Raw genomic sequence first — 25930 nt, 5'->3', positions numbered from 1 at the left:
CCTGAGCGGCAAATCGTAGCAGGTTCCCGAAGGACCCACTTTACCTATACCAAATAACTATAGTGTATAACTATACCCAGTCTGGACTCACCGACAAACGAGAATCAACTACAGAGACAGAAGAAGAGAACTCGGAGTCGACGATGAGACCCACACCCCAGATTGTAAGTGTTCTCGACGCTCACAAGACTCCTGGTACCATGCGTAGCAGCGTTATGCTGTTTCAGATGAATGGTAGAGACGTGATGTCGGAACCAAGAAGCGCGGGAAATGTGAATCTGCCAACTTCTTTCTCGGCGTCAGAACACCCACACCCCAGATTGTAAGTGTTCTTCCACTCTGCGAGATGGTGCCTCAGTCGGTTAGTAGAATTGAGTATATAAATATATAGGCCGACTACCGTCAGACACGCCAGATTGTAAGTGTAAAGTCGTGCTATAGACGCCCTATCTCTAATAGAGCATTTCCTATATTTCCTTTAGCATAAGGTATATAATATAGTTATGACTAGTAACTAGTTAGTCGACAACAACAACAATCGGAGAAGAACGTTCTCTCTACCTAGGTTTACCAGAGAATGACAACCTCTCTCGTAGAAACGTGGAACACTTACAATCTGGAGGGGGGGTGGGTTATAAACAGCCGACAACACTTACAACAGTTAGAACACTTTCAACCGAGGGTTTATTATCTCGTAGTGTAACGTTCAGCGTGAAATGGAATCCCCGTTCAAAGGTCCAAATCAAATCTTCAAGGACAAAGACCCCTTCAAGGAAGAGTATACTCCCGAGGAGATCCTCGAACGGGACGATATCATAGAAGAGTACGCTGCATCGCTGCAGGACGTACTCGATGGGTTTGGCCCTCCCAACGTGTTTATCTATGGACAGACGGGTGTCGGCAAGACAGCGACGACCACGAAGATGATGGAGTATCTAAACGCCGAAGCAGGTGCACAAAACCAGAGTCTCACTGTCATCAACGTCAACTGTAACAAACGGACATCGACCTACCAAGTTATCTCGCACGTAGCAAACAAACTTCATCCGAGCCGTGAGATCAAACAGGGGACACACCCTGACACGATTTGGTCGGTCATCTACTCCGAAATCGACCGTATCGGTGGTGATGTCATTCTTATTCTCGACGAAATCGACAAGCTTGGTGAAGACGAACAACTACTGTACGAGTTCCCCCGTTCACGCTCGATGGGTGAACTAGAGAACGCCGAAGTCGGAATCATCGGCATCAGTAACAACTTCAAATTCCGAGAGAACCTCTCTGGCCGTGTCAAGAGTACCCTCTGTGAGAAAGAAATCCAGTTCTCACCGTACGATGCGACCGAACTGCAGACTATTTTGAACTACTACGCTGATCTGACGTTCAAACCCGATGTTCTCTCTAGCGATGTCATTCCGCTCTGCGCTGCGTACACTGCTCAAGACACCGGTGATGCACGAATGGCACTCGATCTACTCGAAACTGCAGGTGATATCGCTCGTCACGAGAATTCCGAACTCGTCGACGAGGAACACGTTCGTCTCGCCCGGAGTGAGGTCGACCGTGCCAACACCCGCGATATCATCACCGAACGATTGACGACACAGATGCAGTTGACGTTGATGGCAACTACGTTTTTAGTCCTCGACGAGGGAACCGACACGAAGATCAAACACATCTATTCACTATACAAGAATCTCTGTGAGAAGATCGGAACCGATACGCTCTCCGAAAGCCGAATCCGTGATCACATTAGCACACTGGAGATGTTCGGATTGATCGAATCCTCCGAGAAGAACCTCGGTCGACGTGGTGGCCGAACGTTCATCTACTCGCTCGTCGACGAACCACGTATCGTACTTGACACATTCCGAGAGGATGCCCAACTAGAGGCTGGATTCCCGGCGTCGACAGACCAGCTTCTATCTCAGTACGAGGAATCCTCGAAGTCGGGATTTCAAAGTGAACTAGACCTCTGACAGGCATATACACTTACAACCTGGTGAGGTTTCGACCTCTCTACGAGAAGACTCTCAGTAGTTTATCGACCGACTCTTACTCCGAAAATTCGTCTTCTCGCTCACGCTGGCAGAATTAGCGCTCGATAACGATTGAGAGACCTGAATACACTTACAATTCGGTGGGGAGCCACCGAGAAGCTAGCGACAGCCTCGCTTTGCTTCGCTTACCCGGTCTTTTGTTGATATCGACGACTACAGGCCGATTACTGAAGAGTTACACTTACAACTAGGGGTCGTAGACGAGGTCCGTGACGTCCGTCGTGTGGTCTGTCTCCACAACTGATTCTCAGGAAACGAGAGGAGTAGGATGTTGTGGACAGACGAACTGACGCCTCCCGTCGTGATGCCCGTCTTGGTCAGTCACAGTGCGTGATGTGGTGACTATTTTCTCGGGCGTTCTATGTACTCTACGGTGTAATAATGAATCTATCTGTTCGCTACTGTCGATTGTTGGGAAATATACCAGAGCACTGTCTTGTTTCTCGCCGTGGAATTTAGCGTGGATTCCTACTTAAACTGTACGCACTTTCTCTGAGACTTTACGTCTGCTTTCTCTTCTCGAATCCAATCAGTTATCGCGATCGGTCCTCTAGCTTTCTCTCGTATTCTTTTGATAGCCTCGTGCTACTCGTTCTATTCCTCTTAAGACCCTCCCACTTCGTCGTACTAGTGATACTCTCTCGATATATCCTTACAAACACCCAAACTTGAACTCGTGTCTCAGAAATCTCGCTAGACTCTCCTATGGTCTCTCAGACGAAGTCGATTCACTCGCTCTCTACGATCCAGACAACGTTCTGGAAACTACTCGTCACAGTTCTTGTTGTACATCTTTCCACTGGCGCAGACGAACACCGTACTGTACAGTTACTCTCCAATCTCGAGAGGGTTCATATGGAGTACCTGTAAGCTTGTTTGAGGGGTCTCCGTGAGATCGGCCACGGTAGCGTGGACATCCAGGGTTGTCTGCCGCCGCTCGCGACGTGGAGTGTCTCATCTACGAGCACGACGAACCGACGAACACCGGCGATTCAACCGTGACTGGACCGAATTCGTCTCTGCTCTGTAGCACCGACGTTCGCGCACTCAGCGTCTCAGCGCTCACGACGAACAGGCGACGATGAATTGACCCGAAACTAGCGGTTCGAGTGCAGAACATACACGAAATTGAGTGAGAAGAGAGTCACTGACCGACGCGACATATATAATTCGCATATCTCGAATAGTGATTCGCTCCGAATAGGGTTGTTCGACGATATTCGCGATTTTCATTACACTTCTATCTATGTAACGCCACACTTTTCGATATAATGTTCGAGATAACAAAACGACCCTCTCACGTTGAGACGTGTCTGATGCGGCTACACGAGTGACAGCTCTAACTCGAACTCCCTGACGATGTCTGTCACTTGCCGTGCGAGTTCCTCTTCTTTTCCCGTTTCGACGATAGCGTGTGCTGGCCCTGTAACGCTAAAGCCTCCAATTACGTCTCCCGGACGCCGAGCCGCTGCGTCGCCAATCGCGTAGAGTTCCCTGAAGTTCTCACCTCGGTTGACGGCATATCCACGGTTCCGCACTTCCTCTAACTCGGCAGACAGACCCTCACGCGTCGTAATCGTACTCTCTGTCTCCGCAGGTAGTCCCCACTTCTCGATGATCTGGTCTACTCTCTGCTCCGGCAGTTCGGCCAATATCGCCTTGCCCACAGCGGTGCTATGGAGATACAACCTGTTTCCGAGTTGCTCGTGTGCCCATCCCATCTTGTTCCCCGACGCCGTGTGTAAAAAGACGGCTTTGCCGTCCATCTCGGCGGCAAAAATCGATCTGAGGCCGGTCTCTTCGAACAGTTGCTCGGTGAACTTCCGTGCCAAGACGTACCCGGAGTCACGTGTTCGGACCTTGTTTCCTAATCTGAGTAGCTCTGGTCCGAGCGAGTAGAAATCACCCTCTTGGATGACGAACTGCTTGTGTTTCAACGTAGTCAGATGGCCGTGTATGGTGCTCTTGGGTAGCCCCATGCTCTCTGCGATTTCGGAGACTCTCGCACCGTGGGTCTCTTCTAGGTACTCGAGGACCGCAATCGACGTGGCAGTCGTCTTGAGCATCTTCGGGTCGTCCTCGGCTGTCATGACTCGTAACTCGCCTCTACACATATAAAGTTCACTATGGCCGAACGAGACCTGTCCAGGCCGGCACGACGTTTCGACTTACCGAGTGTTTTGCCGCGCAGAGAACGGCGCGATAGTACGTAGCGAACGAAAGAAGAGCGCGAACGACCAGAACACTCGGAGTCAGCGTGCTACTTCCACCCACTCACCGCGTTCGCCGGACTCGTACGCTGCATCGAGCACTCTGAGGAGTTGTACAGCGTCGTCGACTGTAGCGGGCACGTCTCCGGTTTCGTACCCGTCGAAGTATGCCTCGAAGTAGTCTTGTACGAAGTCCCCCCAGGCAGGAAACCGGTCGTAGGTGAACTCGAATTCGATCGTTCGCTTCGGCGCAGCAGTCCACTCGGAGTCTTCGGACGTCATGTCGAGCGGAACGGTCGGTTCGTGTTGAAGCGAGTCGTGATGTAGCGGTGTCAGCGCCTGCGCATCCGTTCCGTAGAGACCGAGATGTGTGTCTTTTCCACGGTCACTCAGATAGTACCCAGTGTGGTAGGTTCCGAGGGTGCCGTCACGTGTCTCGAACTGGAGAACGGCCCCTGCTTCGACGTCTGCTTCGTCCGCATCGTGGAATCTGGCGTTCACCCGAGCGATCGGATCGTCGAGAATCCACGGCATCATGTCGACCCAGTGGGGGCCGACCCACTGGAGTGCGCCGCCGCGACTCGTCTCCGCGTCGTAGATGTAGTGGTCGGTGTCTCGGTACGAGAGTTGACTCGCGTTGAATCGGCCGTCAACCGTCCAGACGTCGCCGAAAAATCCGTCGGCAACTCGGTTCCGGAGTTCCATCGCGACGGGATTACGCCGGTAGTACATCGTGGGTGAGACCGTGACTCCCAACTCGTTGGCTCGGTCGGCAATCCCTTCGAGGTCGGCGGCAGTCCGTCCGATCGGTTTCTCACTGATGACGTGAACACCGTTCTCGACGGCGCTTTCGATGATCGACGGTGTCTCGTCACTTCGGTACGTGATCCAAACGACGTCGATAGTCTCGTCGGCGACGAGGTTGTGTGGATCTTCGTACACCGATGCGCCAGCGACGAGTTCGGAGGCGTCTTGCCCTTCTGTTGTCACTTCGTCTGGCCGCTCGTCCATCGCGGAAATGTTCCTGATGTCGACCTGCCGTCCGGGTTCGCAGACCGCGGTGACGGTTACATCGAGTTCACTCGCCACAGCGAAGTACGGGTCACGGTGGTGATGGTCGATACCGACGTATCCAATATTGACTCCCATACTTCGGATTCAAGCAATTCACTATATATGTGTACGGTAACCGGCAAGAATCTATCTCGTCGACCGTGGGTACTCCGGAGCCCCAACGTGAAGCCGAACTCACACTCGAGACGTCAGCTCGACCGACCAAACAGTTATTATGCCCCCACCAAGAGTTGTGAGCAACGGAGCAGCCCATGCAAGAGATAGGCATCATTATGAACGGCGTGACCGGGCGGATGGGGACGAACCAACACCTCATCCGGTCGATTCTCGCGCTACGAGACGAAGGCGGCGTGAAACTACCCAGCGGCGAACGGGTGATGCCGAATCCGCTTCTCGTCGGTCGAAACGAACGCAAACTCCGGGAACTGAGCGAAGAGTACAGCGTCGAGCGCTGGAGCGCAGACCCGGACTTAGAGACGTGTCTCGACGGCGACGACGAGATCTACTTCGACTCCCAGATAACGACACGGCGTCCCGAAGGTGTCAAGAAAGCGATCGAAGCCGGAAAGCACGTCTACTGCGAGAAACCGCTCGCAGGCGACTTCGAGACGGCACGTGACCTCGCACGGACAGCTAGACAGAGCGACGTCAAACACGGCATCGTTCAGGACAAACTCTGGCTCCCTGGCTTGATGAAGCTGCAGCGACTCATCGACCAGGACTTCTTCGGAGAGATTCTCTCCGTTCGAGTCGAGTTCGGTTACTGGGTGTTCACCGGGGACGTCCAAGCCGCACAGCGACCGTCGTGGAACTACCGTGCAGAAGATGGTGGCGGCATCATCGACGACATGTTCTCACACTGGAGCTACGTCCTGGAGAACCTCTTCGGCCGCATCCAATCGGTACAGTGTCTACAGAAGACCCACATCCCCGAACGAGTCGACGAGTCCGGTGACCGCTACGACGCGACTGCAGACGACGCGGCGTATGCAATCGTGGAACTGGAAGACGACATCGTTGCACAACTCAACTCTTCGTGGACGGTTCGCGTCAACCGTGACGACCTCTTGGAGGTCCAAGTCGACGGGACGGACGGAACCGCTGTCGCGGGCTTACGCGACTGTAAGACCCAGCACCACTCGAACACGCCGAAACCCGAGTGGAACCCCGACACACCGAAGGAACACGACTTCTACGACGACTGGACACGAGTTCCGAACAACCAGGAGTTCGAGAACGCGTTCAAACTCCAGTGGGAGAAATTCATCCGTCACGTCGTTGCAGACGAGCCGTTCCCGTGGGACTTCACCTCCGGTGCGCGCGGTGTCCAACTCACCGAGGCCAGCTATCGGTCCTCGGAAGAAGGGAAACGGGTCACGCTCGACGAACTAGAGCTCTGACGATTCAGTGACGACCCTCGGTCGGAACGAGTGAACTGAAGCGGTGAAGATGTGGCAGACGTCGGTCTACGGTCCGCTGCATCCGCCACCGTTCTCGTCAGTTCGAGTCTCGTCTTCGTGCTCGTCTGCCGTGTGTAGTGACGGTGCCACGAAGTCACCCGATTCGAATTCGATCGGTGTTGGTTCTTCGACGACGCGAAGGTCGTCACGCTCGTGAGCTTCTTCGACCAGTGCCGTCGACGCGTACAGTCGCTGGAGATGCATCGTATCCGCCGCACGGAGTACTCGGACGTCGTCGGTGCCGACGATTCCGATCGTCGACAGTGCCGCGATCATCCCTGCCCGGTCCGTCTCGACGACGGGCGGGATGCGAACCCCTCTCGTCGTACTCGCCGTGAGGGCGTTGATGAGTGTGGTCGGCATCTCTATCTCTCCGAGGAGGCTCGCGTGGACGAAGTCGGCCGACCCCATCCCCATCGCGTTTCCGTGAGTCGTTTCGGTCAGCGACCGCGTGTATATTCGTTTGATGTCGGGTGACTCCGGCTCTGGTTCCTGAATCGCGAACGGGCGTCGACCGATGACGTTCGTGTCCATCCCCTGCCCGCTGATCTCTTTGCCTTGGGCGTCGAGGACGAGTACGTCGATGTCTTCGAACGGGAGCTTCGGCATGACGTCGTAGGCGGTTTCGAGCAGTTCGGCTTCGCGGTCGAGAAAGCCCTCCGGCGGGACGCCTTCGAGAAGCGCCGTCTCGTCGCGTTGGTCTTCGAGGATAGCCACGCCGCCGACGACAGGGAGTTCGGCGAGTAGCTGCTCGGTGATCTCGGGAATCATGTTCCGGAGCGACCAGTTGACGGCCCAGTCGTGGGCAATCTTCGCGCCGCGCTGCTTCCCCATCCCGATGACGAGCATCTTCGAGAGACCGCTCTCGACGGTCCCGTCGAAGTCCGTGTGAGGTTTGATACGGTTGATCGGGACGATGGCGTCGGCTTCGACGGCGTTGGCGTCGGCGACGACTGGCACGTCTCGGTCGGCCGTTCGACCGACTTCGACGACCTCCATACTGGACCGAATCTCACAGCCGACTGTCGACTCGTCGACGCCGAGGTCGGCCAACATCTCGCGCTGTCCCTCGTCCGTCGCTCCGCCGTGACTTCCCATCGCCGGAAAAATGAACGGCTCGTATCCACGTGATTTCGCTTCTGCGACGACACCGGCAACGATCTGTTCGAGGTTGCCGATACCGCGACTCCCGACGCCGAGAGCGATTTCCCCACCCGCAGGGACGTCGTCGAGTGGGAGCGTGCCGAAGGCGTCGCCGGCGCGGTCGGCTATCTCGTCGCGAGGAATCGGGTCTGTCTCCCACACCTGCTCAATGACGCCGAAGTCGGGAAGCGGCGTCTCCCCACAGGCATCACGTATCGACGCTTCCGGGACGACGAGCGTATCTCGAGTCTCGTTGAGGTCCATAGTGTAGGCTCTTCAGGTTCCGGTATAAATTTGCCCCCGACGCTACCCTCGTGGACTGGTTGTGGCGCTGCCACGTTTCCGTACTCTCCAGTCGACTCTCCACACCGGATCTGCTGCCGTTCACATACGCTCTATCTCGGGCAGTTGCACGTTCTGGCAGTCGGTCAACTCTACTTGGGCCCCATCTTCGACCCGTACTGTGACGTTCTCCATCGTCCAGTTCTCGGCGTGACGTATCTCACCCGCAGAGGGCGCTTCGATGGCGACGTCCTCGAAGCGAACGTCGTGAATCGGTCGCTCCTCGTATCCGTTGACGTCCCACGCTCGGTCTGTCGTCTCTCGCGCTCTGACGTGTTCGACGGTCACGTTGCGAAACTCGGGTATCCCTCGCTCGGGTGGTTCGACGGGCGTCGTCAGTGTCTCCCAGTGGGGTCGACGTTCGTCTTCGGAGACGCCGTCCGGAACCGTCGGATAGCTGTAGTCCGTGTGCCAATCGAGTTCCCACTCGAACACCGTTCGGACACCGTCCATCTCGAGGTTACGAAAGCGGACGTCTTCGACGACGCCACCACGAACTTTCGCAGCTTTGAACCGAATCCCTGTGTTGGTTCCCTCTCCGCGGATGTTGTAGACGTCGACGTTCCGCACGTCGCCTGCCGTCTCGCTTCCAATCGTCACGAGTCCACCTCCTTCCCGAGTGATACAGTTGCGATAGACGACGTTCTCGGTCGGTTCTCCGACGCGTAACCCGTCGGCATCGCGACCGGCTTTGATGCAGAGACAGTCGTCGTTCCCGTCGATGTCACAGTTCTCTACGAGGACGTTGCGTGAGGAGTCCGTGTTGATTCCGTCCGTACTCGGCCCGTACCCTCCGACGTTGCCACGGACGGTGACGCCGTCGACGTGGAGACGGTCGCTGTAGGTCATCGTCACTGCCCAGAACCCCTGTCGCTCGACGGTGAACCCTTCCAGCAGTACGTCCGTGGAATCGTAGACGACGACCGGACGAACCCGTTCACAGTCGTAGTCGACTGCCCACCGCAAACCACGCGCTTCGTACTCGCTTCGCATGTCGGCGAACTTCTCCCACCAGTGCTCTCCGTTGCCGTCGATGGTTCCATCGCCGGTGATGCGAACGTTCGTCTCGCCGTAGACGTTGAGCAGTGCGGCCGGCCAGTCCATCTCGATTCCGGCTACGCGAGTCTGTTGGCTGGGGTATGCGCTCTCGTCGGTGACCGCTTTGAGTGTCGCACTCTCCGCGATTCGAAGTTCGACGTCGGAGTTCAAGAAGAGAGCACCACTGAGGTACGTCCCGTCGGAGAGTGTGACGGTTCCCCCTCCGGCGGCGGCTATCTCGTCGATAGCCTCCTGAATCGACTCGGTACAGCGAGTGTGTCCGTCGCCTTCTGCTCCAAACTCCGCCGCGTCGAACTCACGGTCGGGTACTGTCGCGAACTCGCCGTCGTAAAACGTCTCTTCGAGGTCTCCGACCAGTTCGGAGCGCTCTCGCTGCGGTGGGCTCATGACTCTCTTCTCGGCTCAGTCTGGATAAAGCTGTTCGGGAGTGACTATCACCAGTCCGCACTGCGTCTCCGTTTCGTCGACCCGGACCGGTGACCGCCTCCCACCGGACCGGCGGCTGGTTTCGCTGCCCATCCGGTATTATCGGACAGATTTAAGTAATCTCGGCAGCAGTCTAACTGTGGGAACGACCATGACAGACTCGACAACGATTCCAGTGAAGGCGACGCGGGTAAGCTTCGACGTCGTAGAGGCGCTCCAAGAGCTAGACGAGGCTGGTGCAGCAGAGATTTCGAACCACCTCGGCATCCCGAAGAGCACGGCTCACGACCACCTCAGAACGCTCGAACAGTTGGAGTTAGTGGTCAACGAGAACGGACGATACCGAACCGGAACGAGGTTTCTCGACTTCGGTGGCTACGCTCGACAGCAGATGAAGATTTACAACGTCGCGCGACCGGAGATTCGGAAACTCGCCGAGCAGACGGGCGAACATTCGAACCTCATGGTCGAAGAACACGGACGCGGAGTGTTTCTCTACAAAGCCGAGGGGACGAACGCCGTTCAACTCGACACCTACAACGGCTATCGTGTTCACCTTCATACGACGGCGATGGGAAAGGCGATCCTCGCACACTTCCCCGAGAAACGAGTCCGAGCCATCCTCGACCGCCACGGCATGCCGACAGTCACGGAACACACGGTAGACAACGAGGAAGAACTGTTCGAGGAGTTAGCGCAGATTCGCAGTCAGGGGTTCGCGCGAGACTTAGAGGAACGAGTGAGAGGGATGCGATGTGTCGCAGCGCCGATTCTGCGTGACGACGAAGTCTTGGGTGCAATCAGCGTTTCGGGTCCTGCGAGTCGGATGCAGGGTGAACGGTTCGAGAGCGAAATCCCCGACCACGTCCTCAGGACGGCCAACGTCATCGAAGTCAACATGACCTACTCGTGAGGAGGTCTCCCAACAGCGAACTCTCGGTCGTTCGGTTTCACCGGGCCGACGACGGCTGTACCAGCCGTCTCGCGGCGACGTACCACTCCCCTCACGAGGAACCGCCGCGCTCTCGTCGAGCACGAACTGACTCGGACTCAAGATTTAAGTGAACGGGCGAAACTGGTTCTGTTGATGCAGTTCGTACGCTACAATAGCGGAGACAGCACAGCGTGGGGAGTACAGACCGACGAGACGATTCACTCCTTGGCGGGCCTCCCACAGGGTGAACCGTCCGTCGAAGACCTCACGAACCCCAGCTATCTGTCGAAGGTCGCGACCCTCGTCGAGCACGGCAGTCTCACGCAACTCGCAGTCGACGACGTCTCGCTTCTGGCACCGGTACCGGATCCGGGCAAGATCATCTGTGCCGGACTCAACTACCGCGACCACGCCGAAGAACAGGACGAAGAAATCCCCGAGAATCCGATACTGTTCTCGAAGGCGTCGACGACGGTCACCAACCCCGGAAACCCGATCGTCCACCCCGGAAACGACGAGGAAGTCGATTACGAGGTCGAACTCGGCGTCGTGGTCGGGCGCACGGCGAAGGACATCGAACCGGAGGAAGTCGACGACCACGTCGCGGGCTACACCGTCTTGAACGACGTGAGCGGCCGTGCAGCGCAGTTCTCCGACGGTCAGTACTTCCGTGGGAAGAGCTACGACACGTTCTCGCCGATGGGACCGACGCTCGTCGCCGGCGACGACATCGACCCCAACTCTCTCGACGTCGAACTCCGCGTCAACGACGAGGTCAAGCAGTCGTCGAACACGCACCAGTTCATCTTCGATGTGCAGGACCTCCTCTCGTACATCAGCAAGTCGATGACGCTCGAACCGGGTGACGTCATCTCCACCGGTACGCCCGGCGGCGTCGGTATCTTCCGCGAACCGGTCGACCTTCTCGAACCCGGCGACGTGTGCGAGGCCGAAATCGAGGCTATCGGGACGCTCACCAACCCGGTCGTCTCGAAGTAGGCTGTTCGTCCAGTCGGCACTCCCAGCGTGTCCGTCTCGACAGTTGGCGAGTGGGTGTCTGCCGTAGAGGTCGACCACCCCGACAGACACCGAACGATGTGGGCGTTCGATGTCAGACGTCTCTCCCCTTGTGTCGTGAGTCTCTCACTCTCACTCTCACTCTCGTGAATCGTCCAGAGTCGTCCAGAGTCGTCCAGAGTCGTCGGTGAGCGGCCGGTGTGGCAAATGATTATCTATCCGCACTTCGAGTACGAACTGTGGCACGAATCGCCTTTCATCACCGGATAGCCGACGGACAGCGCGACGCGTATCGAGAACACCACGAAGCCGTTCCCGAGGCGTTGGAGCGAGCGTATCTCGACTCCGACGCCGGACTCGAAACCTACAGCGTCTTCGAGAAAGACGGCCACGTCTTCGGGTTCATGGAAGTCGAAGACCCCGATGCGATTCGCGCCGTCATGGAAGCGAGCGACGCACAGTCCGAGTGGGAAGTGGTCATGGACCCGATTCTCGTCGACGACGACGACATCTGGATGGACGAAGTGTACCGGATGGTGTAGTCCCGACGTCCACGACACGGCACGACTTGGATAAACACTTATGTGGGTGTTGAACCCACACCACACTACGCTAACAGCGATTACCTACCATGGAAATCACAGACGTCTCAGCGACGAAAATCAGCAATGAGTCGTGGGGAGAGTTCATCGAGTTCCCTCTCGTCACAATCATGTCGAAGTACGACGAGTACCGCAACGTCGACGGCGAGAACCCGCAGGCCCGTCGTAAGTGGATGGGTCCAGTCGGCGACGTCGTCGTCGAAGTGAAAACCGACGCCGGTATCACCGGTATCGGCGTCGGCAACTGGGGCACCGGTGCGATCGCCACTGTCGTCGAAGAGACGCTGTCGAAGATCGTGATCGGCAAAGACCCCACGCAGCGTGAACTCCTCTGGGAGCAGATGTACCGTGCGACGCTCCCGTTCGGCCGGAAGGGTGTCGCCGTCATGGCGATTAGCGCGGTCGACCAGGCGTTGTGGGACATCGCTGGCAAAGACGCCGGAAAGCCGGTGTACGAACTGCTCGGCGGCCCCACCAAAGACGAGATTCCCGCGTACGCGTCGAACCTCCACCCCGTCGACATGGAGAAACTCGAACGCGAGGCTATCCAGTACGTCGAGGAGGGGTTCGACGCCATGAAACTCCGCTTCCTCCACGGTCCCGAGGACGGACGGGCGGGGATGAAGAAGAACGAGGAGATCGTCGCGACGGTCCGCGACGCCGTCGGCGACGAGATCGAGATTGCCGGTGACGCCTACATGGGCTGGTCGGTAAAGTACGCCAAAGAGATGACCCAGCGACTCGGGAAGTACGACATGGCGTGGGTCGAAGAGCCAGTCATCGCCGACGACATCTCCGGGTACGCCGAGGTTCGCGAGGCTGCACCGATGCCCATCTCTGGTGGCGAGCACGAGTTCACTCGCTGGGGTCACGAGGACCTCCTCGAGGAGGGCGCCGTCGACATTCTCCAGCCCGACGTGGGCCGTGTCGGCGGAATCACCGAACTTCAGAAGGTCGCAGACATGGCCGAAGTCCACGACGTGCCCGTGATTCCCCACGCCGGTACGAACCCGACACTCCACGCCATCGCCGGGCACACAAATATGCCGATGGCAGAATACTTCCCGACCCCCGAGTGGTTCGAGGAGAGACAGGAGAAACGGGAGTCGACCTACGCAGACGCGATTTTCGAGAATCCACCGTCTCCCAAGAACGGGTCGATTCCGCTCCCCGACGAACCCGGCGTCAGCACGCAGCTGAACCGTGAGGCACTCGAACACTTCGCAATCGAGTGACGATGTCCGATATTAGTTTCGAGTACAACGTGCCCGTCTTCGCAGGTGCACCGAAACAGGGGACCGAACCCACTCACCGGGATACCCCGTGTTACGAGTCGTTGGACTGGGAGACGACCAGAGACGGGGTTCTGAAAGCCGAGGAACTCGGCTTCGACGCCGCGTGGGCACCGGACCACCTCTTGCTCGGACGCGACCACGCCGAGTACGAGGTGTGGACGCTGCTCAGTGCACTCGCCGGTATGACCGAAGACATCCGTCTCGGATCGCTCGTCCTCTCGAACGACTACCGCAATCCCGCGCTCGTCGCCAAGATGGCGGCGACGCTCGACGTCGTCTCCGACGGCCGACTCGAACTCGGACTCGGTGCCGGGTGGCACAAACCCGAGTACGAAGCCTACGGTTGGGAGTGGCGTGACGGCTTCGAGCGACTCATGCGACTCGACGAGGGCATCCGGCTGATGAAGGAGATGTGGACCGCCGACGAACCGACGTTCGACGGGAAGCACTACCAGATTGCCGACGCCTACTGCGAGCCGAAACCGGTACAGGACCCGCATCCGCCGGTCCTCGTCGGCGGGCAAGGCGAAGAGGTCACGCTCAAACTGGTCGCCAAACACGCCGACATCTGGAACACGGACGTGTTCAACGGCGACGTCGAGACGCTCGAACACAAGATCGGCGTCATCGAAGACCACTGTGAGACGGTCGGGCGCGACCCGGACGACATCGAGTACTCGTGGGACGGCCACGTCATCTGCACTCGCGACGAGGAGAAGTACGACCGACTGCTCGACTTGATGACTCCCATCCAGTTCGAAGAGGAGTATCAGGACCAAGCGCCTATCGAGACGGAAGCCGACGCAAGAGAGTTCTTCGTCATGGGGACGCCCGAGGAGTGCGCCGAAGCCATCGAGCGCAGAATCGAGGTCGGTGTCACGAAGTTCCAGTGTTGGTTCGTCGACTTCCCCGACACGAGCGGGATGGAACTGTTCGCCGACGAGGTGATGTCTCAGTTCTAACCACATCCCCGTCACCGTCAACCAACACTGCTGTCTTACTTTTCGTTTCGCTCGGATTTTCGCGTTCTCGTCTCGCGCTACTGCTCACTCGACAGCTTACAGTATCGTGTATCCGCCGTCGACGTAGAGGAGATGTCCCGTCACGTACGACGCGTCGTCACTGGCGAGATAGAGGTAGCTCCCGGCGAGTTCTTCGGGGTCGCCCTGACGACCCATCGGGATGTCCTTGCCGAGGTCGACTGCTGCGCCACTCAAGGAACTGTCTCCGCCGTCTCCGTCGCTGATTCGCGTGTCGATCGTGCCCGGTGCGACGGCGTTGACGCGAATCCCGCGCTGTGCGAGTTCGAGTGCGGCGACTCGTGTCAACATCATCACCGCTCCTTTCGTCGCGTCGTACGCCGCGTGATTCGGCTGTGCGAGTTGCGAACTGATCGAGGCGGTGTTGAGTATCGTTCCGGTCGCGTCTCGCTCCAGCATGTCGCGTGCGGCCGCACGAGTCCCGACGAGTACGCTCCTGACGTTGATTCCGTAGAGTGCATCGAGCGTCTCCGCGTCGGTATCGAGCAGCGGTGCGCCGCGGTAGGCCCCTGCGTTGTTGACCATCACGTCGACGCCGCCGAACTCGCGCGCGGCTTCCACGACGGCGGTGAGTTCGTCCGGGTCGCTGACGTCCGTCTGCACGAACGAAGCCGTCCCGCCCGCGCGACGGATGCGAAGGTGTGTCGGTAGCTGTTCGTCTGACTCACCCTCTCCTTTCGGCGTCTCTCTGATGTCGGCGACGACGACGTTCGCCCCTGCCTCGCCGAATCTGCGTGCGACCGCTCGACCGATACCCGAACTGCCGCCGGTGACGATGACCGTCTCGTCAGTAAACGAGTAGCTCGCTGTTCCCATACTCCCACTGCGGGTGAGCACTACTTGTACGTACTGGAGAAACTGTGCTGTCGATTGCCGTACTCCGCTCTTGTCAGCCGTCGAAGTGAGCCGTCTGCGATTGGCGAGTCGCGTTCACGCCTCGAAGCGGTACCACACGAGGTAGCCGAGGTAACCGAGGATGGCTCCGACGAACAGACTCGCCGCCCAGACGCCGGCGATGCCGGACATCGGCCCCGTGAAGACGAACATCCCGAGCAGAAACAGGACGACGGACAGCACGATACACGTCCAAAACAGCATGCTCTGCGGAATCGAGACGGCTCTGCCACTCGACTCTGATTGTGATTGAGTCACACTCGCCATACTCGTGATATGCGGACACACCGTATATAATTATTGCGCCTCCCGCGACTCTCGACGCTCTCGAAGCGGGCGCTACGGCCGTGTTTTCTACGATACGACGAAAGGGACAGACGGTTTCGGGAGGTCAGTCGTAGAGAGGTGAACTGTTCCAGTACTCGTGGCTGTCGTCCGCGCGGAAACACCGGCACTGGTGGCCGCCCGTCTCCGATTGGAACACGCCCGGATGTTCGCGCTGACAGACTTCGCGCGCCTCCGGACATCGGGGGTGGAAGTTACAACCGCTCGGCAGGTCGGTCGGGTCCGGCACGTCGATCTCTCGAATCGGGAACTCGTCGCTGTCGTCCCTGTCGTCGAAGAGATTCGGCGTCGCCCACCGAAGCGCCTTCGTGTAGGGATGTTGGGCGTTGTCGATAATCTCGTCGACGGTCCCGATTTCGACGATTTCGCCCAGATACATCACCGCGATGCGTCCGCCGGATTTCTCGGCGATGTACCGCGCGTTCGAGAGGTCGTGACTGATGAACAGATACGACGTGTCGAAGATGTCCTGCAGTTCCAACATCAGGTCCATCATCTCGACGCGCAGCGACACGTCGAGTGCGCTGATAGCTTCGTCGGCCAAGATGAGGTCCGGATTCAGGAGCATCGCTCGGACCAGCACTGCCCGCTGTTTCTCTCCGCCCGATAGCTGGTGCGGATATCGGTTGAGGAAGTCGCCGGGCGGCGTCATGCCGACGCGTTCGAACAGCGCGTAGATGCGCTCTTCGCGGCGCTCTCGGCTCATGTCCGGGTTCCACTTCTTCAACGGCAGCGACAGCGACGTGATGACCCGCTGGTTCGGGTTCAACGCGCTTCCGGGGTCTTGGTGGATGATCTGCAACGCGTGGCGAATCTCCGAGAACGAAATGGAGGCGTTCTTTCCGTTGTTGCGCGCCTCCCAGATGTCCTGCCCACGGTACTTCACCGACCCCGACGTCGGTTTCTGCACACCGATAGCCGTTTTCCCCAGCGTCGACTTTCCACAGCCCGATTCACCGATGAGCGTCACGATTTCGCGCTCGCCAATATCGAGCGAGACGTCGTTGACCGCTCGGACGGGATTCGACTCGCCGAAGAAATCGAACACGCCACCGTCGTTGCCGAACTCGACCGTGACGTCTTCTAGCGAGACGACGGAGTCGCTGCTACTCATGAACCGCTCCTTTCTGCTTCGGGTTGTTGCCGTCGCCACGCAGGGGAATCGCCTCCGCTGCTTCCTCGTGGTAGAAACACGCCGCCCTGTGCGTCGAGCTGATCTGTTCCATCGGCGGGTCGTTGTTCTCGCAGTGCATATCCGCCATCGGACATCGCGGGTGGTACGAACAGCCCGAGATGCGGTCGACCGGGTCCGGTTTCGACCCCTCGATGGCGTGCATCTCGTCGACCGGAACGTCCAGGTCCGGCGTCGCCGCGAGCAGCGCGCGCGTGTACGGGTGCGACGAGTTGTAGAGAATCTCGTCGACCGTCCCGCTCTCGATGAGCCCGAACGCGTACATCACGGTGAGACGGTCGGCGATTTTCGTCAGCAACGGCAGGTCGTGGGTGATGAAGATAATCGTCAGGTCGTGTTCCGCCTGGAGTTCGTCCAGCAGCGACACGATGGACCGCTGCATCAGCAAGTCCAGCGCGGCGGTCGGTTCGTCCATCACGAGCACCTCCGGTTCGAGGATGAGACTGAGCGCGATGAGCGCCCGCTGCTTCATCCCGCCGGAGAGTTCGTGCGGGTACGCGCTGAGCACGCGGTCCGGGTCGAGATAGACGCTCTCGAGCAGGCTACGGGCACGGTCCATCCCCGCCGGAATGTCGCGGTTGTGGTCCTGGAGCGTCTCTCTGAAGTGCGTCCGAACTCGCATCACGGGGTTGAACGAACTCATCGCCCCCTGGAACACCATCGCGACCTGTTCCCAGCGGAACCGCTTCAGTTCGGCCTCGGAGAGCTCTAAGACGGAGACCGGTTCGCCGTTCCGCGGGTAGTACGTCACCTCACCGCTACAGATACCGGGTTCGACGACGGCGTTGAGAAGCGACGACGCGAGCATCGACTTCCCGCTGCCGCTCTCGCCGACGATACCGAGCGTCTCTTCTCGATAGATGTCCATATCGACGTCACGGACGACGCGAGACGCCCCGCGGTTCAACTCGAACGACACGTCGAGGTTACGAACCTCGAATATTCTGTCTGAAGTACTCATCGGTCACCTAAGCTGTCCATTCGGACGGTCGTAGATAGTAGTATCGTCATCGTCATTTGTTCTCACGCGTCCCCCGCGCCGCCGTCGTTCTTCGTCGTCGACGCGTGACGCGCTCTGAGTCGGACGTTGAACACGCTGTCCATGCCCTGCGAGAAGAGCACGAGGCCGAACGACATCAGGAAGATAGTCACCATCGGGAAGACGAGCCAGTGGAGCATCTCCGGACGGGTCAGGGCGCCGCCCTTGTACGCGAGGTTCATCAGGACGCCCCAGTTGAACGTCGTGAAGGGCAGGATTCCGAGGAAGTACAGCCCGACGGACTCGAAGATGATGCGTCGGGAGGCCAGTGCCGAGTTGATGGTGATGTACGGCATGAGTTGCCCGAGGAGGTCACGACGAAGAATCGTCCCCGTCGAGAGACCCATGATGCGGGACGCCTCGACGTAGGACTCTTCGCGGATACTGAGTACCTGCGAGCGCACCGTCCGCGCGAGTCCCGGCCAGTTGTCGAGACCGAGGAGCACGCCGACGATGTAAGGGTTCTCGGGCGCGAAAATCGCCATGAGGACGATGACCAACGGCAGGCCGGGAATCGTGATGACGACGTCGGTCACGGACATCAGTACCGTGTCGACGGCCGTCCCGCGCATGAACCCCGAGAGGAGGCCGACGAGCGCGGCGAGGCCGACGCTGACGACGGCACCGGCGAAGATCATCTTGAACATGTCGGGCGTCGCGTGGATGAGTTGCGCGCCGATAGGCTGACCGAACGTGTCCGTTCCGAGGATGTAGTTGGGGTTCTCGAACGGTTGGGCGAGGATGGGCGCGTCCCCGCTGGTCGGCCGGTCGACGAGCATGACGCCGACGGTGCCGGCGATGAAGAACCCGAACAGGATGACCGTCCCGACGACGGCACGCCAGTCGGTCAGCGCGACGCGTGCGGGTGCGACGAGCGTGAGGTCGGCGGTGCGCTTCAGTCGCTCTTTTAGCGGGGTCGGTTCGTGTCCGCCGCTGGAGTTGAACAACTCTTCGAGGTCGACTTTGTCGTCGGGTTCTTGATTACTCATTGTCGCCTCCTGCGGAGATTCGTGGGTCGACGAAACCGTAGGTGATGTCGGCGATGAAGATGGCGATGACGGTGACCGTCGTGAACATTATCAGCGACCCCATCAGTAGGGGGTAGTCTTGGGTCTGGATGGCGCTGTACATCAGTAACCCGACGCCGGGATACGAGAAGATCTGCTCGACGATGACGGCGCTGCTGAAGATGCCGGCGATGCCGATCATGAACTGGGTGTACATCGGAAGGATGGCGTTCCGACCGACGTACTGCGTGGCGATTCGTGAATCGCGGAGGCCGCGGAGTTGCGCCACTCGGAGGTAGTCCTCTCCGAGGATGCGGACCGAGTTCCCGCGCATGGTGAGCGCACCGCCGAGTCCCAGCATGCTCATCGAGAGAACGGGAAGCGCCGCGTGGTAGACGATACTCTGCATGAACGGGATGTTGAACCCGGCCGTGACACTCGAAGAGACGCGCCCGCCGTAGGGGAACCACGAGTTCTGGATGGCGAGGAAGTAGATGAGCAAGATCCCCACGATGTAGTAGGGGATGGAGTTGAGTGCGATGAGGATGCTGGAACTCACCGAGTCGAACCGAGACTTCTCTTTGAACGCCATCACGGCACCGATGAGGATGCTGAGCGAGTAACCGATGACCATCGCGTAGACGCTGATGAACATCGACCAGGGGATACGCTCGAAGATGAGCGTCGTCACTGGCTTGCTCTCGTAGATGGACGTCCCGAGGTCCTGTTCGAGGATGATGCTACTGAAGTACTGGTAGAACTGGACGTACAGCGGCTGGTCGGGCTGGACGTTCGTGTACAGCGCGACGAGTTGGTTCAGCCGTTCGATGTCGACGGTCGTCCCGCCGGTGGCGGCCTGCGAGAGGATGACGTTCTTGAGCGACTCCGCAGGGCTCCCCGGCATCGCGTGGTAGAGGAAGAACGACAGCGTGACGGTCGCGACGAGCGTCAACACCGCCTGCCCGAACCGTTTTACCAAATAGTGTGTTGCCATTGATTTACACAATCTTTTCTGTGGTACTGTAAAACTATTACTGAAATTGGACTGCTATCTATATCTGTTACTTTTTGCTTACCCAGCCGCGCATCCAAGCGTGCTGTCCCGGATTGTTGGCGTCGATTTTCCTGTCTCCCTCTCCCGTCGGGAAGTCGAAGTTCGCCTCGTCACCCCAGTAGCCGCTGTTCTCCTGCATGTAGACGATGGCCGGAAGGTCGTAGTTGAACCACTGGACGAGTTGTTTCGTCCGGTTTTTCGTCTGCTCTTTCGACGTCGACGCGGGAAGGTCGTTCATCAACTGCGCCGGTTGGATGGTCGTCCCGCTTCCGGAGACTTCCGCTGCGCCGACCTGACTGGGAATCGTCGTCTCGAACGGCACGCCCGTCGGCCCGACGTCGTCGCCGGACGAGGGGTCGCCCGCGAGCACGCCGTAGAAGTCGTTCGAGTAGTACGCCGTCGGATGCCACAGCGCCTTCGCGACGTGCCAGACCCACCCGAGGTCGAACTCGTACTCTTGGAGCTTCGTGTAGTAGTTGTCGCCGACCGCGTTCAGCGACGTCTCGATTCCGAACTGATTCAGCTGGTCGCTGAGAATCTTGGTCGGTTGGGCCTGTCCGATGTTGGTCCGCGTGAGGATGTTCAGGTTGACCTTCTTCCCGTCGGAACTGGTCCACGTCCCGCCCTGCTTCGAGTATCCCGCCTGTTCCATGTACTGGGCGGCGGTGTCGGTGTCGGCGTCGACGGGGTACTTGATGAGGCTGTCGACGAACTCCTGACCGAGGAACTCGTCGTGAATCGACGAGCGGAGTCCCGTCTGCACCTGCGTCGGTTCCGCGGTGTACGCCGCTCGGACGGCGGAGTCGGTGATATCGTTGAGACTGATAGCACTGATGACCGCACGACGAACGTTCCTGTTCGCGAGATGTTCGTTGTTCCAGTTGAGGATGAACTTCTGTGTGCGGAACCAGTTCAGCTCGAACTGGTTTTTGATGTTGTCGGGGTACCGCTCCGGCTCCTTGATGTAGCCGAAGAGGGCCATGTCCAACTTGTCGCTCGTCGCGAGCGAATCCGTGTTGTCGCCGACGGGGACGATTCGCGTCTCGGCGACGTCCGTTCGGTCGGCGTACGGGTGGTCTTCGTACTTCTCGGTGATCGTCTCCGCGGAGTTGTACTGCGTGATCTTGTACAGTCCGTTCCCCAGCCCCTCGTCGATGAACTGGTCCGTCGAGATGGTCATCTTCAGGAGCTCCTGAGTGACCGCGTCGCGATCGTCTGCCCCCGACGCCTCTTCGTATCGGGTGAGGTAGTCGCGGAAGATCCACCGCGGCGTGTTGACGGCGGTGCCGACGAGACTGGCTTTCATCAGCGTCGGCGTCACTGCACCCTTGAACGTCCGTTTGATGGTCCGGTCGTCGACTAGTTCGTGGCCGGCGTAGTTCGACGCCTCTGGGTCCTGCAGACGGTCGATTTCCGACCCGACGTAGTAGTCCTCGGCGGTCACGTCCCGCCCGTTCCAGTAGGTCCATCCCGTCGGGAACGTCAGCGTCATCTCCTTGCCGTCGATAGAGATGTCTTCCAAGAAGTCCGAACTGATGGTCCCGTCGGAGTACGCCGTCGCAACCGGGGTCCAGAAGTAGGTACTGAACGAGTGACCGAAGTTGGCGAGGTTCCACTTGTTGAACTGTATCTGTGTCGGCGGCCGACCGCCGACGAAGTCCAGTCGTTCTTCGCCTCCGCTGCCACCTCCCCCGCCGCCGCCACCAGAACCGTTTCCGGAGCCGTTCCCAGCCCCACCGTCGGAACTGTTTCCACCCATACACCCTGCGAGTCCTGCTGTTACGACGCTGGCACCGGTTCCTAAGAAGGCGCGCCGGTTCCAGCGTTCACTGTCATAGCTCATAGCCGCTATGCCAAATGGTATCACTCATTGTATATATACTTATTGTTTATACGGATTGTGACCGTTCGTGCAAGAAAAACTCTGATCCGACGTCTACTGTCGCCCAATACTGCTACGAAGTGGTGAATCAAACGCAACCCGACGGTTGAACGTGATGGCAGCGAGTTGATTACGGGTTCGGAGAAGCCGACCGACTCATACGCTCCGGCGTTCGCACACGACGATGAGTCCTCCCGAGAGCAGCAGTATCGCAGCGAACGTGACTATCTGGACGACCGCAATCACGTACGTCGCGGTGCCGGACTCGACGTAGAAAAGCGAGGCCGAGAGGACGAGAATCGAGAGCGTCGAGACCATCGCCAAGAGGCGGAACTTCGTTCGATACTCACACAGCAGGTCGACGAATTGCGTCTCGGTCATAGCTCTCTTTCATCGCGGGTGGTTATCAAAGGTGCGACCGGCGAGGGAGTTCGACGATCCCTCTTTGGACTCGGCGAGCGAGAGGACTCCTCGGATCGACTCGGCTTTATGTATCCGTGGGAAAAACACACGATCGATGTCCGAAGACCTCGTTCAAGGACCCGGCGCCGGAAGAGAGTTCCCGGCCGAGTGGCGAAGCTACGAAGACCCCGAAACCGGCGCCCGAGTCACCCAACTCACCGACAGTTCCGACGGAGAGAGTTGGCACCTCTACTTCACCGACCCGTCGTGGTACGACGACGACCGACGCCTCCTCGTCCGCTCGACGCGCGGCGAGGGTGGCATCGACCTCTACTCCATCGAGTTGGCGACGGGCGAGATACGGCAGTTGACCGACCTCCCCGTCGACGTCACCGGGGTGACCTGCGACCCCGACGCCGGCGACGCGTACTTTTGGGTCGGTCGCACGCTCGCCGCACTGGACCTCGACACGTTGACGCTCACGGCACTGTACGACCTGCCCGACGGCTACGGCGGAAGCCACGCGGCGGTGACCGCAGACGGCGAACGCGTCGTCACGGCGATGTCGGAGACGGTCGAACTGGAACGCGACGACGAGAATCGAGAGCGGTGGATGGAAGCCCGGATGAACGCCGACGCCACGTCGCGGGTCATCTCCGTGCCGGTCGACGGCGGTGACCCGACCGTCCACATCGAGGAAAATCGATGGCTCAACCACGTCAACGCGTCTCCGACGCGACCCGAACTCGTCACCTACTGTGAGGAGGGAATCTGGGAGCAGGTCGACCGTATCTGGGGACTGAACTTGGAGACGAACGAGACGTGGCGAATCCGGCCGACAGAAGTGGGGACGGCCGTCGGACACGAGTACTGGCTGGCCGACGGGGAGTACGTCGGGTACCACGGATGGCGCGGCGACCGAGACGACCCCGACGCGTTCTTCGGTCAGGTCCGCTACGACGACACGGACCGACGAGAGGCGCCTGCACCCGACATCTACACGCACTTTCACAGCAACACCCGGGAGTTAGTCGTCGGCGACGGGACCTATCGTGGGCTTCCGTCCGACCTCGTCTGGCGATGGGACGACGACTCGAACGCCTACGAGACGCCGCGAAAACTCGTCTCGCACGGTTGGAGCGGCGACGCCGACGCGCACCCCCACTCGCGTCTCAGCCCCGACGGCGACGCGGTCGCGTTCGACAGCACGCGCGCCGGAGACGGCTCCGAGGTCTATCTCGTCGAGATTCCCGACGACCTCTCGGACCTTCCAGTGTACGACGACCTGTCAACGCTCCCTATACTCGACGACGGGGTCAAGCGTCAGTCGTAGCGCCTTCGTCGACTCGTCTGGCCACGCTCCGTACGCTGTTCGTCACTCCATTCGCGCGAAGTCGTCCCACGTATCCTCGAACTGCCGCCTGTCGAGGTTTGCCTGCGGGCGGTCGACGAGGTAGTCTACCGTCAGGTCGCTACCGGGGTCGGACCGCCACTCGAAGACGAGGTCCCACCCCTCCCCGCTCGGTTTCCACTCGAAGTAGTGTTCCCACGCGAACGCGGCGTCCGGCCCGTCTACCGCCTTCGACCGGAGGACGAGTGTCGCCGTGCCGCTGGCTTCGCCGTCGCCGACGTTGTTAACCTCGCGATGGACGCGTTGCGAGCGGTGAGCAACATGATTTCCTTCATCCCGTCTCGACTCACGACCTGGCCGACCGAGACGTTGTTACAGAAGTTCGTCAGTCGGACGGCTCAGGGGGTAGTTTCCGCTCGTCTCGAATCCAGCCTCGCCCTCGATTCCGACCGTCGCGTCTCCGAGGTCGTTTCCAGCGAACAGTCGAGCGTCGCCGAGGTCCGTCGCCGACAGAAACACCTCCGTCCCGGGTTGCGCACGCGAGTTCCGGACGCTAACCGTCGCCGTCTCTCGGAGGTCTATCGCCGCCGCCGTCGCGCCGTCGTGGGCCTGCCGACCGGAGAACCCGTCGACGACGAGACCGTCGACGCCGACACAGCGAAGTCCGTTTTCGTAGTAGTCCGGCACCGTCTCACTCCAGCGCACCGAGACGTCGCACAGTTCGGCGTCCTCGACGTTCTCGACGTGGAGGGCCGCGATAGCTCGCTTCTGTATCGGCGGAAAGACCGACGTCGGTTGTAGGTCGAAGTTTCCACCGACGGCATCGGCGTGCAGACTGTCTCGAATCTCGATATCGACGGCGTCGAACCGGACGCGGCTGACGTCCGCCTCCTCGTGGGCGTAGACGAGCGCCCCGTTCTCGCTGCGAGCGACGACGTTCGAGAAGCGGACGTTTCTGACCGACCCGACGGTCGTCGAGGCGTCTCGGGGGACGGACGTGACGTAGATTGGCTCGGCTTTTCCCCACCACGGGCCGGGCAACAGATGCGTCTCGACGACGACGTTCGAGAAGAGGACGTTTTCGACGTCGCCGCCGTCGCGATGTTGGATGCCGAGTCCGCGGTTCGACTCGGTGACGACGCAGTTCTCGAACGTGCAGTTTCGGATGTCGCGGGCCGTCTCCGACCCGAACTTGATCGCACACGCACTCGAAGAGAGCGTGCAGTTGCTGACGGTGATTCCCTCGGTCGGTCGGTCGCTCTCGGCCAGCGTGCCGACCGTAATTGCGTCGTCGCACGCGCGGATGGTACAGTCGGAGATGTGGACGTTCCGCGAGTTCATCACGGAGATACCGTCGCAGTTCGGAATCCGCATGTGGTTGTCGATGTCGACTCCACTGATATCTACCTCCGCCGAGTCGTGGACGCTGACCGTCCACGCGGGCATGTCTCGGAGCGTGATTCCGCGCAGCAGCACGTCTTCGCAGCCCTCGAAGAGGAACATCGGTCCCGGGCGGAAGTCAGGTTTAGCGACTGGCCACCCGTCGGTTCCCGCCGAGCGGTCGAGGTAGGCCTCACCCTGTCGCGCCCGGTGTCGACCGTTCGAGACGAGCGGGTGCGCACCGCTCTCGTTGGAGTGACCCTGAATCGGTGTCTCCATCAGCATGATGTCCGTCCCACGGCCGTCGAACGTCCCTCGACCCTCGATGGAGACGTTCTTCACGCCGTCGGCGACGACGAACGGCCGCTCTCCGTCCGGCCCGATACGGTCGTCGTCGTAAGCCGCCTCGTCGACTGCGGCGAAGACCGTCGCACCGGCGACGAGTTCGAGGGTCACGTGACTCCGGAGGTGGAGCGTCCCGATAACGTACTCGCCGGCCGGAACGACGACGGTTCCGCCACCCGACTCGGCGCACGTATCGACCGCTCGCTGAAACGCCGCTGTGTCGGTGTCGGTGCTGTCGTCGACGTACTGCCGAACCGAGACAGTCGACTGCGCGTCCATAGCGAGTGTCTCACGAGGGGTCCGGATAGAGATTACGGTGGTCTCCGTGCGACACGCCACCACGACGATGACACACGTTTATCACCCGCACAGCTCAA

At 59.4% G+C, this 25930-nt stretch carries 21 protein-coding genes; 8 read left to right on the top strand and 13 right to left on the bottom strand.

From position 1 onward, the window contains the following. Nucleotides 1-716: 716 nt before the first annotated feature. Nucleotides 717-1979 (top strand): Cdc6/Cdc18 family protein, encoded by a 1263-nt coding sequence (locus BM083_RS16800; RefSeq protein WP_089870821.1) that lies wholly within the window; start codon nucleotides 717-719, stop codon nucleotides 1977-1979. A gap of 1403 nt (nucleotides 1980-3382) precedes the next feature. On the opposite strand, the gene BM083_RS16795 is transcribed toward BM083_RS16800, so the two are convergent. Together BM083_RS16795 and BM083_RS16790 are read right to left on the bottom strand one after the other, a co-directional pair. Beyond that, nucleotides 3383-4150, bottom strand: a complete 768-nt coding sequence (locus BM083_RS16795) for an IclR family transcriptional regulator (RefSeq protein ID WP_089870819.1) — start codon at nucleotides 4148-4150, stop codon at nucleotides 3383-3385. Nucleotides 4151-4312: 162 nt separating this feature from the next. Further along, nucleotides 4313-5419 carry a Gfo/Idh/MocA family protein gene (locus BM083_RS16790; protein ID WP_089870817.1) on the bottom strand — a complete coding sequence of 369 codons (1107 nt, stop codon included), beginning with the start codon at nucleotides 5417-5419 and terminating at the stop codon, nucleotides 4313-4315. Nucleotides 5420-5595: 176 nt separating this feature from the next. On the opposite strand from BM083_RS16790, the gene BM083_RS16785 reads away from it, so the two are divergent. After that, nucleotides 5596-6744 (top strand): Gfo/Idh/MocA family protein, encoded by a 1149-nt coding sequence (locus tag BM083_RS16785; RefSeq protein WP_089870815.1) that lies wholly within the window; start codon nucleotides 5596-5598, stop codon nucleotides 6742-6744. 66 nt (nucleotides 6745-6810) lie between these two features. Here the strand turns inward: BM083_RS16785 and BM083_RS16780 are convergent, their stop codons facing one another. Together BM083_RS16780 and BM083_RS16775 are read right to left on the bottom strand one after the other, a co-directional pair. Beyond that, nucleotides 6811-8211, bottom strand: a complete 1401-nt coding sequence (locus BM083_RS16780) for a nickel pincer cofactor-dependent isomerase, group 22 (RefSeq protein ID WP_245756921.1) — start codon at nucleotides 8209-8211, stop codon at nucleotides 6811-6813. A gap of 120 nt (nucleotides 8212-8331) precedes the next feature. Beyond that, nucleotides 8332-9735, bottom strand: a complete 1404-nt coding sequence (locus BM083_RS16775) for a glycoside hydrolase family 28 protein (protein WP_089870813.1) — start codon at nucleotides 9733-9735, stop codon at nucleotides 8332-8334. A 190-nt stretch (nucleotides 9736-9925) separates the two neighbouring features. On the opposite strand from BM083_RS16775, the gene BM083_RS16770 reads away from it, so the two are divergent. The 5 genes from BM083_RS16770 to BM083_RS16750 all read left to right on the top strand — a co-directional run bounded on the left by BM083_RS16770 (nucleotide 9926) and on the right by BM083_RS16750 (nucleotide 14584). Further along, on the top strand, nucleotides 9926-10687 hold the full coding sequence (locus BM083_RS16770; protein ID WP_089870957.1) for an IclR family transcriptional regulator: 762 nt from the start codon (nucleotides 9926-9928) through the stop codon (nucleotides 10685-10687). Nucleotides 10688-10861: 174 nt separating this feature from the next. After that, nucleotides 10862-11707, top strand: coding sequence for a fumarylacetoacetate hydrolase family protein (locus tag BM083_RS16765; RefSeq protein ID WP_089870811.1), 846 nt, complete (start codon nucleotides 10862-10864; stop codon nucleotides 11705-11707). Between the two features lie 257 nt (nucleotides 11708-11964). Beyond that, nucleotides 11965-12267: an L-rhamnose mutarotase gene (locus BM083_RS16760; protein WP_089870809.1), complete on the top strand. Its 303-nt coding sequence runs from the start codon at nucleotides 11965-11967 to the stop codon at nucleotides 12265-12267. Between the two features lie 89 nt (nucleotides 12268-12356). Then, nucleotides 12357-13562: an L-rhamnonate dehydratase gene (gene rhcD / locus BM083_RS16755; protein WP_089870807.1), complete on the top strand. Its 1206-nt coding sequence runs from the start codon at nucleotides 12357-12359 to the stop codon at nucleotides 13560-13562. 2 nt (nucleotides 13563-13564) lie between these two features. Beyond that, on the top strand, nucleotides 13565-14584 hold the full coding sequence (locus BM083_RS16750) for a TIGR03560 family F420-dependent LLM class oxidoreductase (protein ID WP_089870805.1): 1020 nt from the start codon (nucleotides 13565-13567) through the stop codon (nucleotides 14582-14584). Nucleotides 14585-14680: 96 nt separating this feature from the next. Here the strand turns inward: BM083_RS16750 and BM083_RS16745 are convergent, their stop codons facing one another. The 8 genes from BM083_RS16745 to BM083_RS16715 form a co-directional block, all read right to left on the bottom strand. Then, on the bottom strand, nucleotides 14681-15478 hold the full coding sequence (locus BM083_RS16745; protein WP_089870803.1) for an SDR family NAD(P)-dependent oxidoreductase: 798 nt from the start codon (nucleotides 15476-15478) through the stop codon (nucleotides 14681-14683). A gap of 114 nt (nucleotides 15479-15592) precedes the next feature. Then, on the bottom strand, nucleotides 15593-15823 hold the full coding sequence (locus BM083_RS22910; protein WP_143085758.1) for a hypothetical protein: 231 nt from the start codon (nucleotides 15821-15823) through the stop codon (nucleotides 15593-15595). Nucleotides 15824-15947: 124 nt separating this feature from the next. Next, entirely contained in the window at nucleotides 15948-17015 is a 1068-nt protein-coding gene (locus tag BM083_RS16740; RefSeq protein ID WP_089870801.1) for an ABC transporter ATP-binding protein, read from the bottom strand. Next, a complete protein-coding gene (locus BM083_RS16735) occupies nucleotides 17008-18054 on the bottom strand; it encodes an ABC transporter ATP-binding protein (protein WP_089870799.1) in 1047 nt (348 codons plus the stop codon). Before BM083_RS16735 ends, BM083_RS16740 begins: the two co-directional genes overlap by 8 nt. Nucleotides 18055-18116: 62 nt before the next feature. Further along, entirely contained in the window at nucleotides 18117-19121 is a 1005-nt protein-coding gene (locus BM083_RS16730) for an ABC transporter permease (protein ID WP_089870797.1), read from the bottom strand. Further along, a complete protein-coding gene (locus tag BM083_RS16725) occupies nucleotides 19114-20133 on the bottom strand; it encodes an ABC transporter permease (RefSeq protein ID WP_089870794.1) in 1020 nt (339 codons plus the stop codon). The genes BM083_RS16730 and BM083_RS16725 overlap by 8 nt, the downstream gene beginning before the upstream one ends. A 67-nt stretch (nucleotides 20134-20200) precedes the next feature. Further along, nucleotides 20201-21952 carry an ABC transporter substrate-binding protein gene (locus BM083_RS16720; protein WP_089870791.1) on the bottom strand — a complete coding sequence of 584 codons (1752 nt, stop codon included), beginning with the start codon at nucleotides 21950-21952 and terminating at the stop codon, nucleotides 20201-20203. Between the two features lie 279 nt (nucleotides 21953-22231). Next, nucleotides 22232-22456, bottom strand: a complete 225-nt coding sequence (locus tag BM083_RS16715) for a hypothetical protein (protein WP_089870789.1) — start codon at nucleotides 22454-22456, stop codon at nucleotides 22232-22234. 136 nt (nucleotides 22457-22592) lie between these two features. Here BM083_RS16715 and BM083_RS16710 point away from each other — a divergent pair, with 136 nt between their 5' ends. After that, a complete protein-coding gene (locus BM083_RS16710; RefSeq protein WP_089870787.1) occupies nucleotides 22593-23810 on the top strand; it encodes an oligogalacturonate lyase family protein in 1218 nt (405 codons plus the stop codon). Nucleotides 23811-24200: 390 nt separating this feature from the next. Here BM083_RS16710 and BM083_RS16705 read toward each other — a convergent pair whose 3' ends face one another. After that, entirely contained in the window at nucleotides 24201-25832 is a 1632-nt protein-coding gene (locus BM083_RS16705; RefSeq protein ID WP_089870785.1) for a glycoside hydrolase family 28 protein, read from the bottom strand. Nucleotides 25833-25930: the final 98 nt, after the last annotated feature.

It is taken from the genome of Halogranum rubrum, assembly GCF_900114455.1.
GTDB classification, from domain to species: domain Archaea; phylum Halobacteriota; class Halobacteria; order Halobacteriales; family Haloferacaceae; genus Halogranum; species Halogranum rubrum.
Note: the sequence above shows the minus strand (reverse complement) of the source record. Positions and strands in the feature narration are given on the sequence as shown.

Excerpts from the sequence above, each read along its gene's own strand:
- BM083_RS16795 (WP_089870819.1), bottom strand. The coding sequence starts at position 4,150 with ATGACAGCCGAGGACGACCCGAAGATGCTCAAGACGACTGCCACGTCG.
- BM083_RS16745 (WP_089870803.1), bottom strand. The coding sequence starts at position 15,478 with ATGGGAACAGCGAGCTACTCGTTTACTGACGAGACGGTCATCGTCACC.
- BM083_RS16765 (WP_089870811.1), top strand. The coding sequence starts at position 10,862 with ATGCAGTTCGTACGCTACAATAGCGGAGACAGCACAGCGTGGGGAGTA.
- BM083_RS16775 (WP_089870813.1), bottom strand. The coding sequence starts at position 9,735 with ATGAGCCCACCGCAGCGAGAGCGCTCCGAACTGGTCGGAGACCTCGAA.
- BM083_RS22910 (WP_143085758.1), bottom strand. The coding sequence starts at position 15,823 with ATGGCGAGTGTGACTCAATCACAATCAGAGTCGAGTGGCAGAGCCGTC.
- BM083_RS16720 (WP_089870791.1), bottom strand. The coding sequence starts at position 21,952 with ATGGGTGGAAACAGTTCCGACGGTGGGGCTGGGAACGGCTCCGGAAAC.
- BM083_RS16780 (WP_245756921.1), bottom strand. The coding sequence starts at position 8,211 with ATGGACCTCAACGAGACTCGAGATACGCTCGTCGTCCCGGAAGCGTCG.
- rhcD (WP_089870807.1), top strand. The coding sequence starts at position 12,357 with ATGGAAATCACAGACGTCTCAGCGACGAAAATCAGCAATGAGTCGTGG.
- BM083_RS16740 (WP_089870801.1), bottom strand. The coding sequence starts at position 17,015 with ATGAGTAGCAGCGACTCCGTCGTCTCGCTAGAAGACGTCACGGTCGAG.
- BM083_RS16710 (WP_089870787.1), top strand. The coding sequence starts at position 22,593 with ATGTCCGAAGACCTCGTTCAAGGACCCGGCGCCGGAAGAGAGTTCCCG.
- BM083_RS16785 (WP_089870815.1), top strand. The coding sequence starts at position 5,596 with ATGCAAGAGATAGGCATCATTATGAACGGCGTGACCGGGCGGATGGGG.
- BM083_RS16790 (WP_089870817.1), bottom strand. The coding sequence starts at position 5,419 with ATGGGAGTCAATATTGGATACGTCGGTATCGACCATCACCACCGTGAC.
- BM083_RS16770 (WP_089870957.1), top strand. The coding sequence starts at position 9,926 with ATGACAGACTCGACAACGATTCCAGTGAAGGCGACGCGGGTAAGCTTC.
- BM083_RS16750 (WP_089870805.1), top strand. The coding sequence starts at position 13,565 with ATGTCCGATATTAGTTTCGAGTACAACGTGCCCGTCTTCGCAGGTGCA.
- BM083_RS16705 (WP_089870785.1), bottom strand. The coding sequence starts at position 25,832 with ATGGACGCGCAGTCGACTGTCTCGGTTCGGCAGTACGTCGACGACAGC.
- BM083_RS16730 (WP_089870797.1), bottom strand. The coding sequence starts at position 19,121 with ATGAGTAATCAAGAACCCGACGACAAAGTCGACCTCGAAGAGTTGTTC.
- BM083_RS16800 (WP_089870821.1), top strand. The coding sequence starts at position 717 with ATGGAATCCCCGTTCAAAGGTCCAAATCAAATCTTCAAGGACAAAGAC.
- BM083_RS16725 (WP_089870794.1), bottom strand. The coding sequence starts at position 20,133 with ATGGCAACACACTATTTGGTAAAACGGTTCGGGCAGGCGGTGTTGACG.
- BM083_RS16735 (WP_089870799.1), bottom strand. The coding sequence starts at position 18,054 with ATGAGTACTTCAGACAGAATATTCGAGGTTCGTAACCTCGACGTGTCG.
- BM083_RS16715 (WP_089870789.1), bottom strand. The coding sequence starts at position 22,456 with ATGACCGAGACGCAATTCGTCGACCTGCTGTGTGAGTATCGAACGAAG.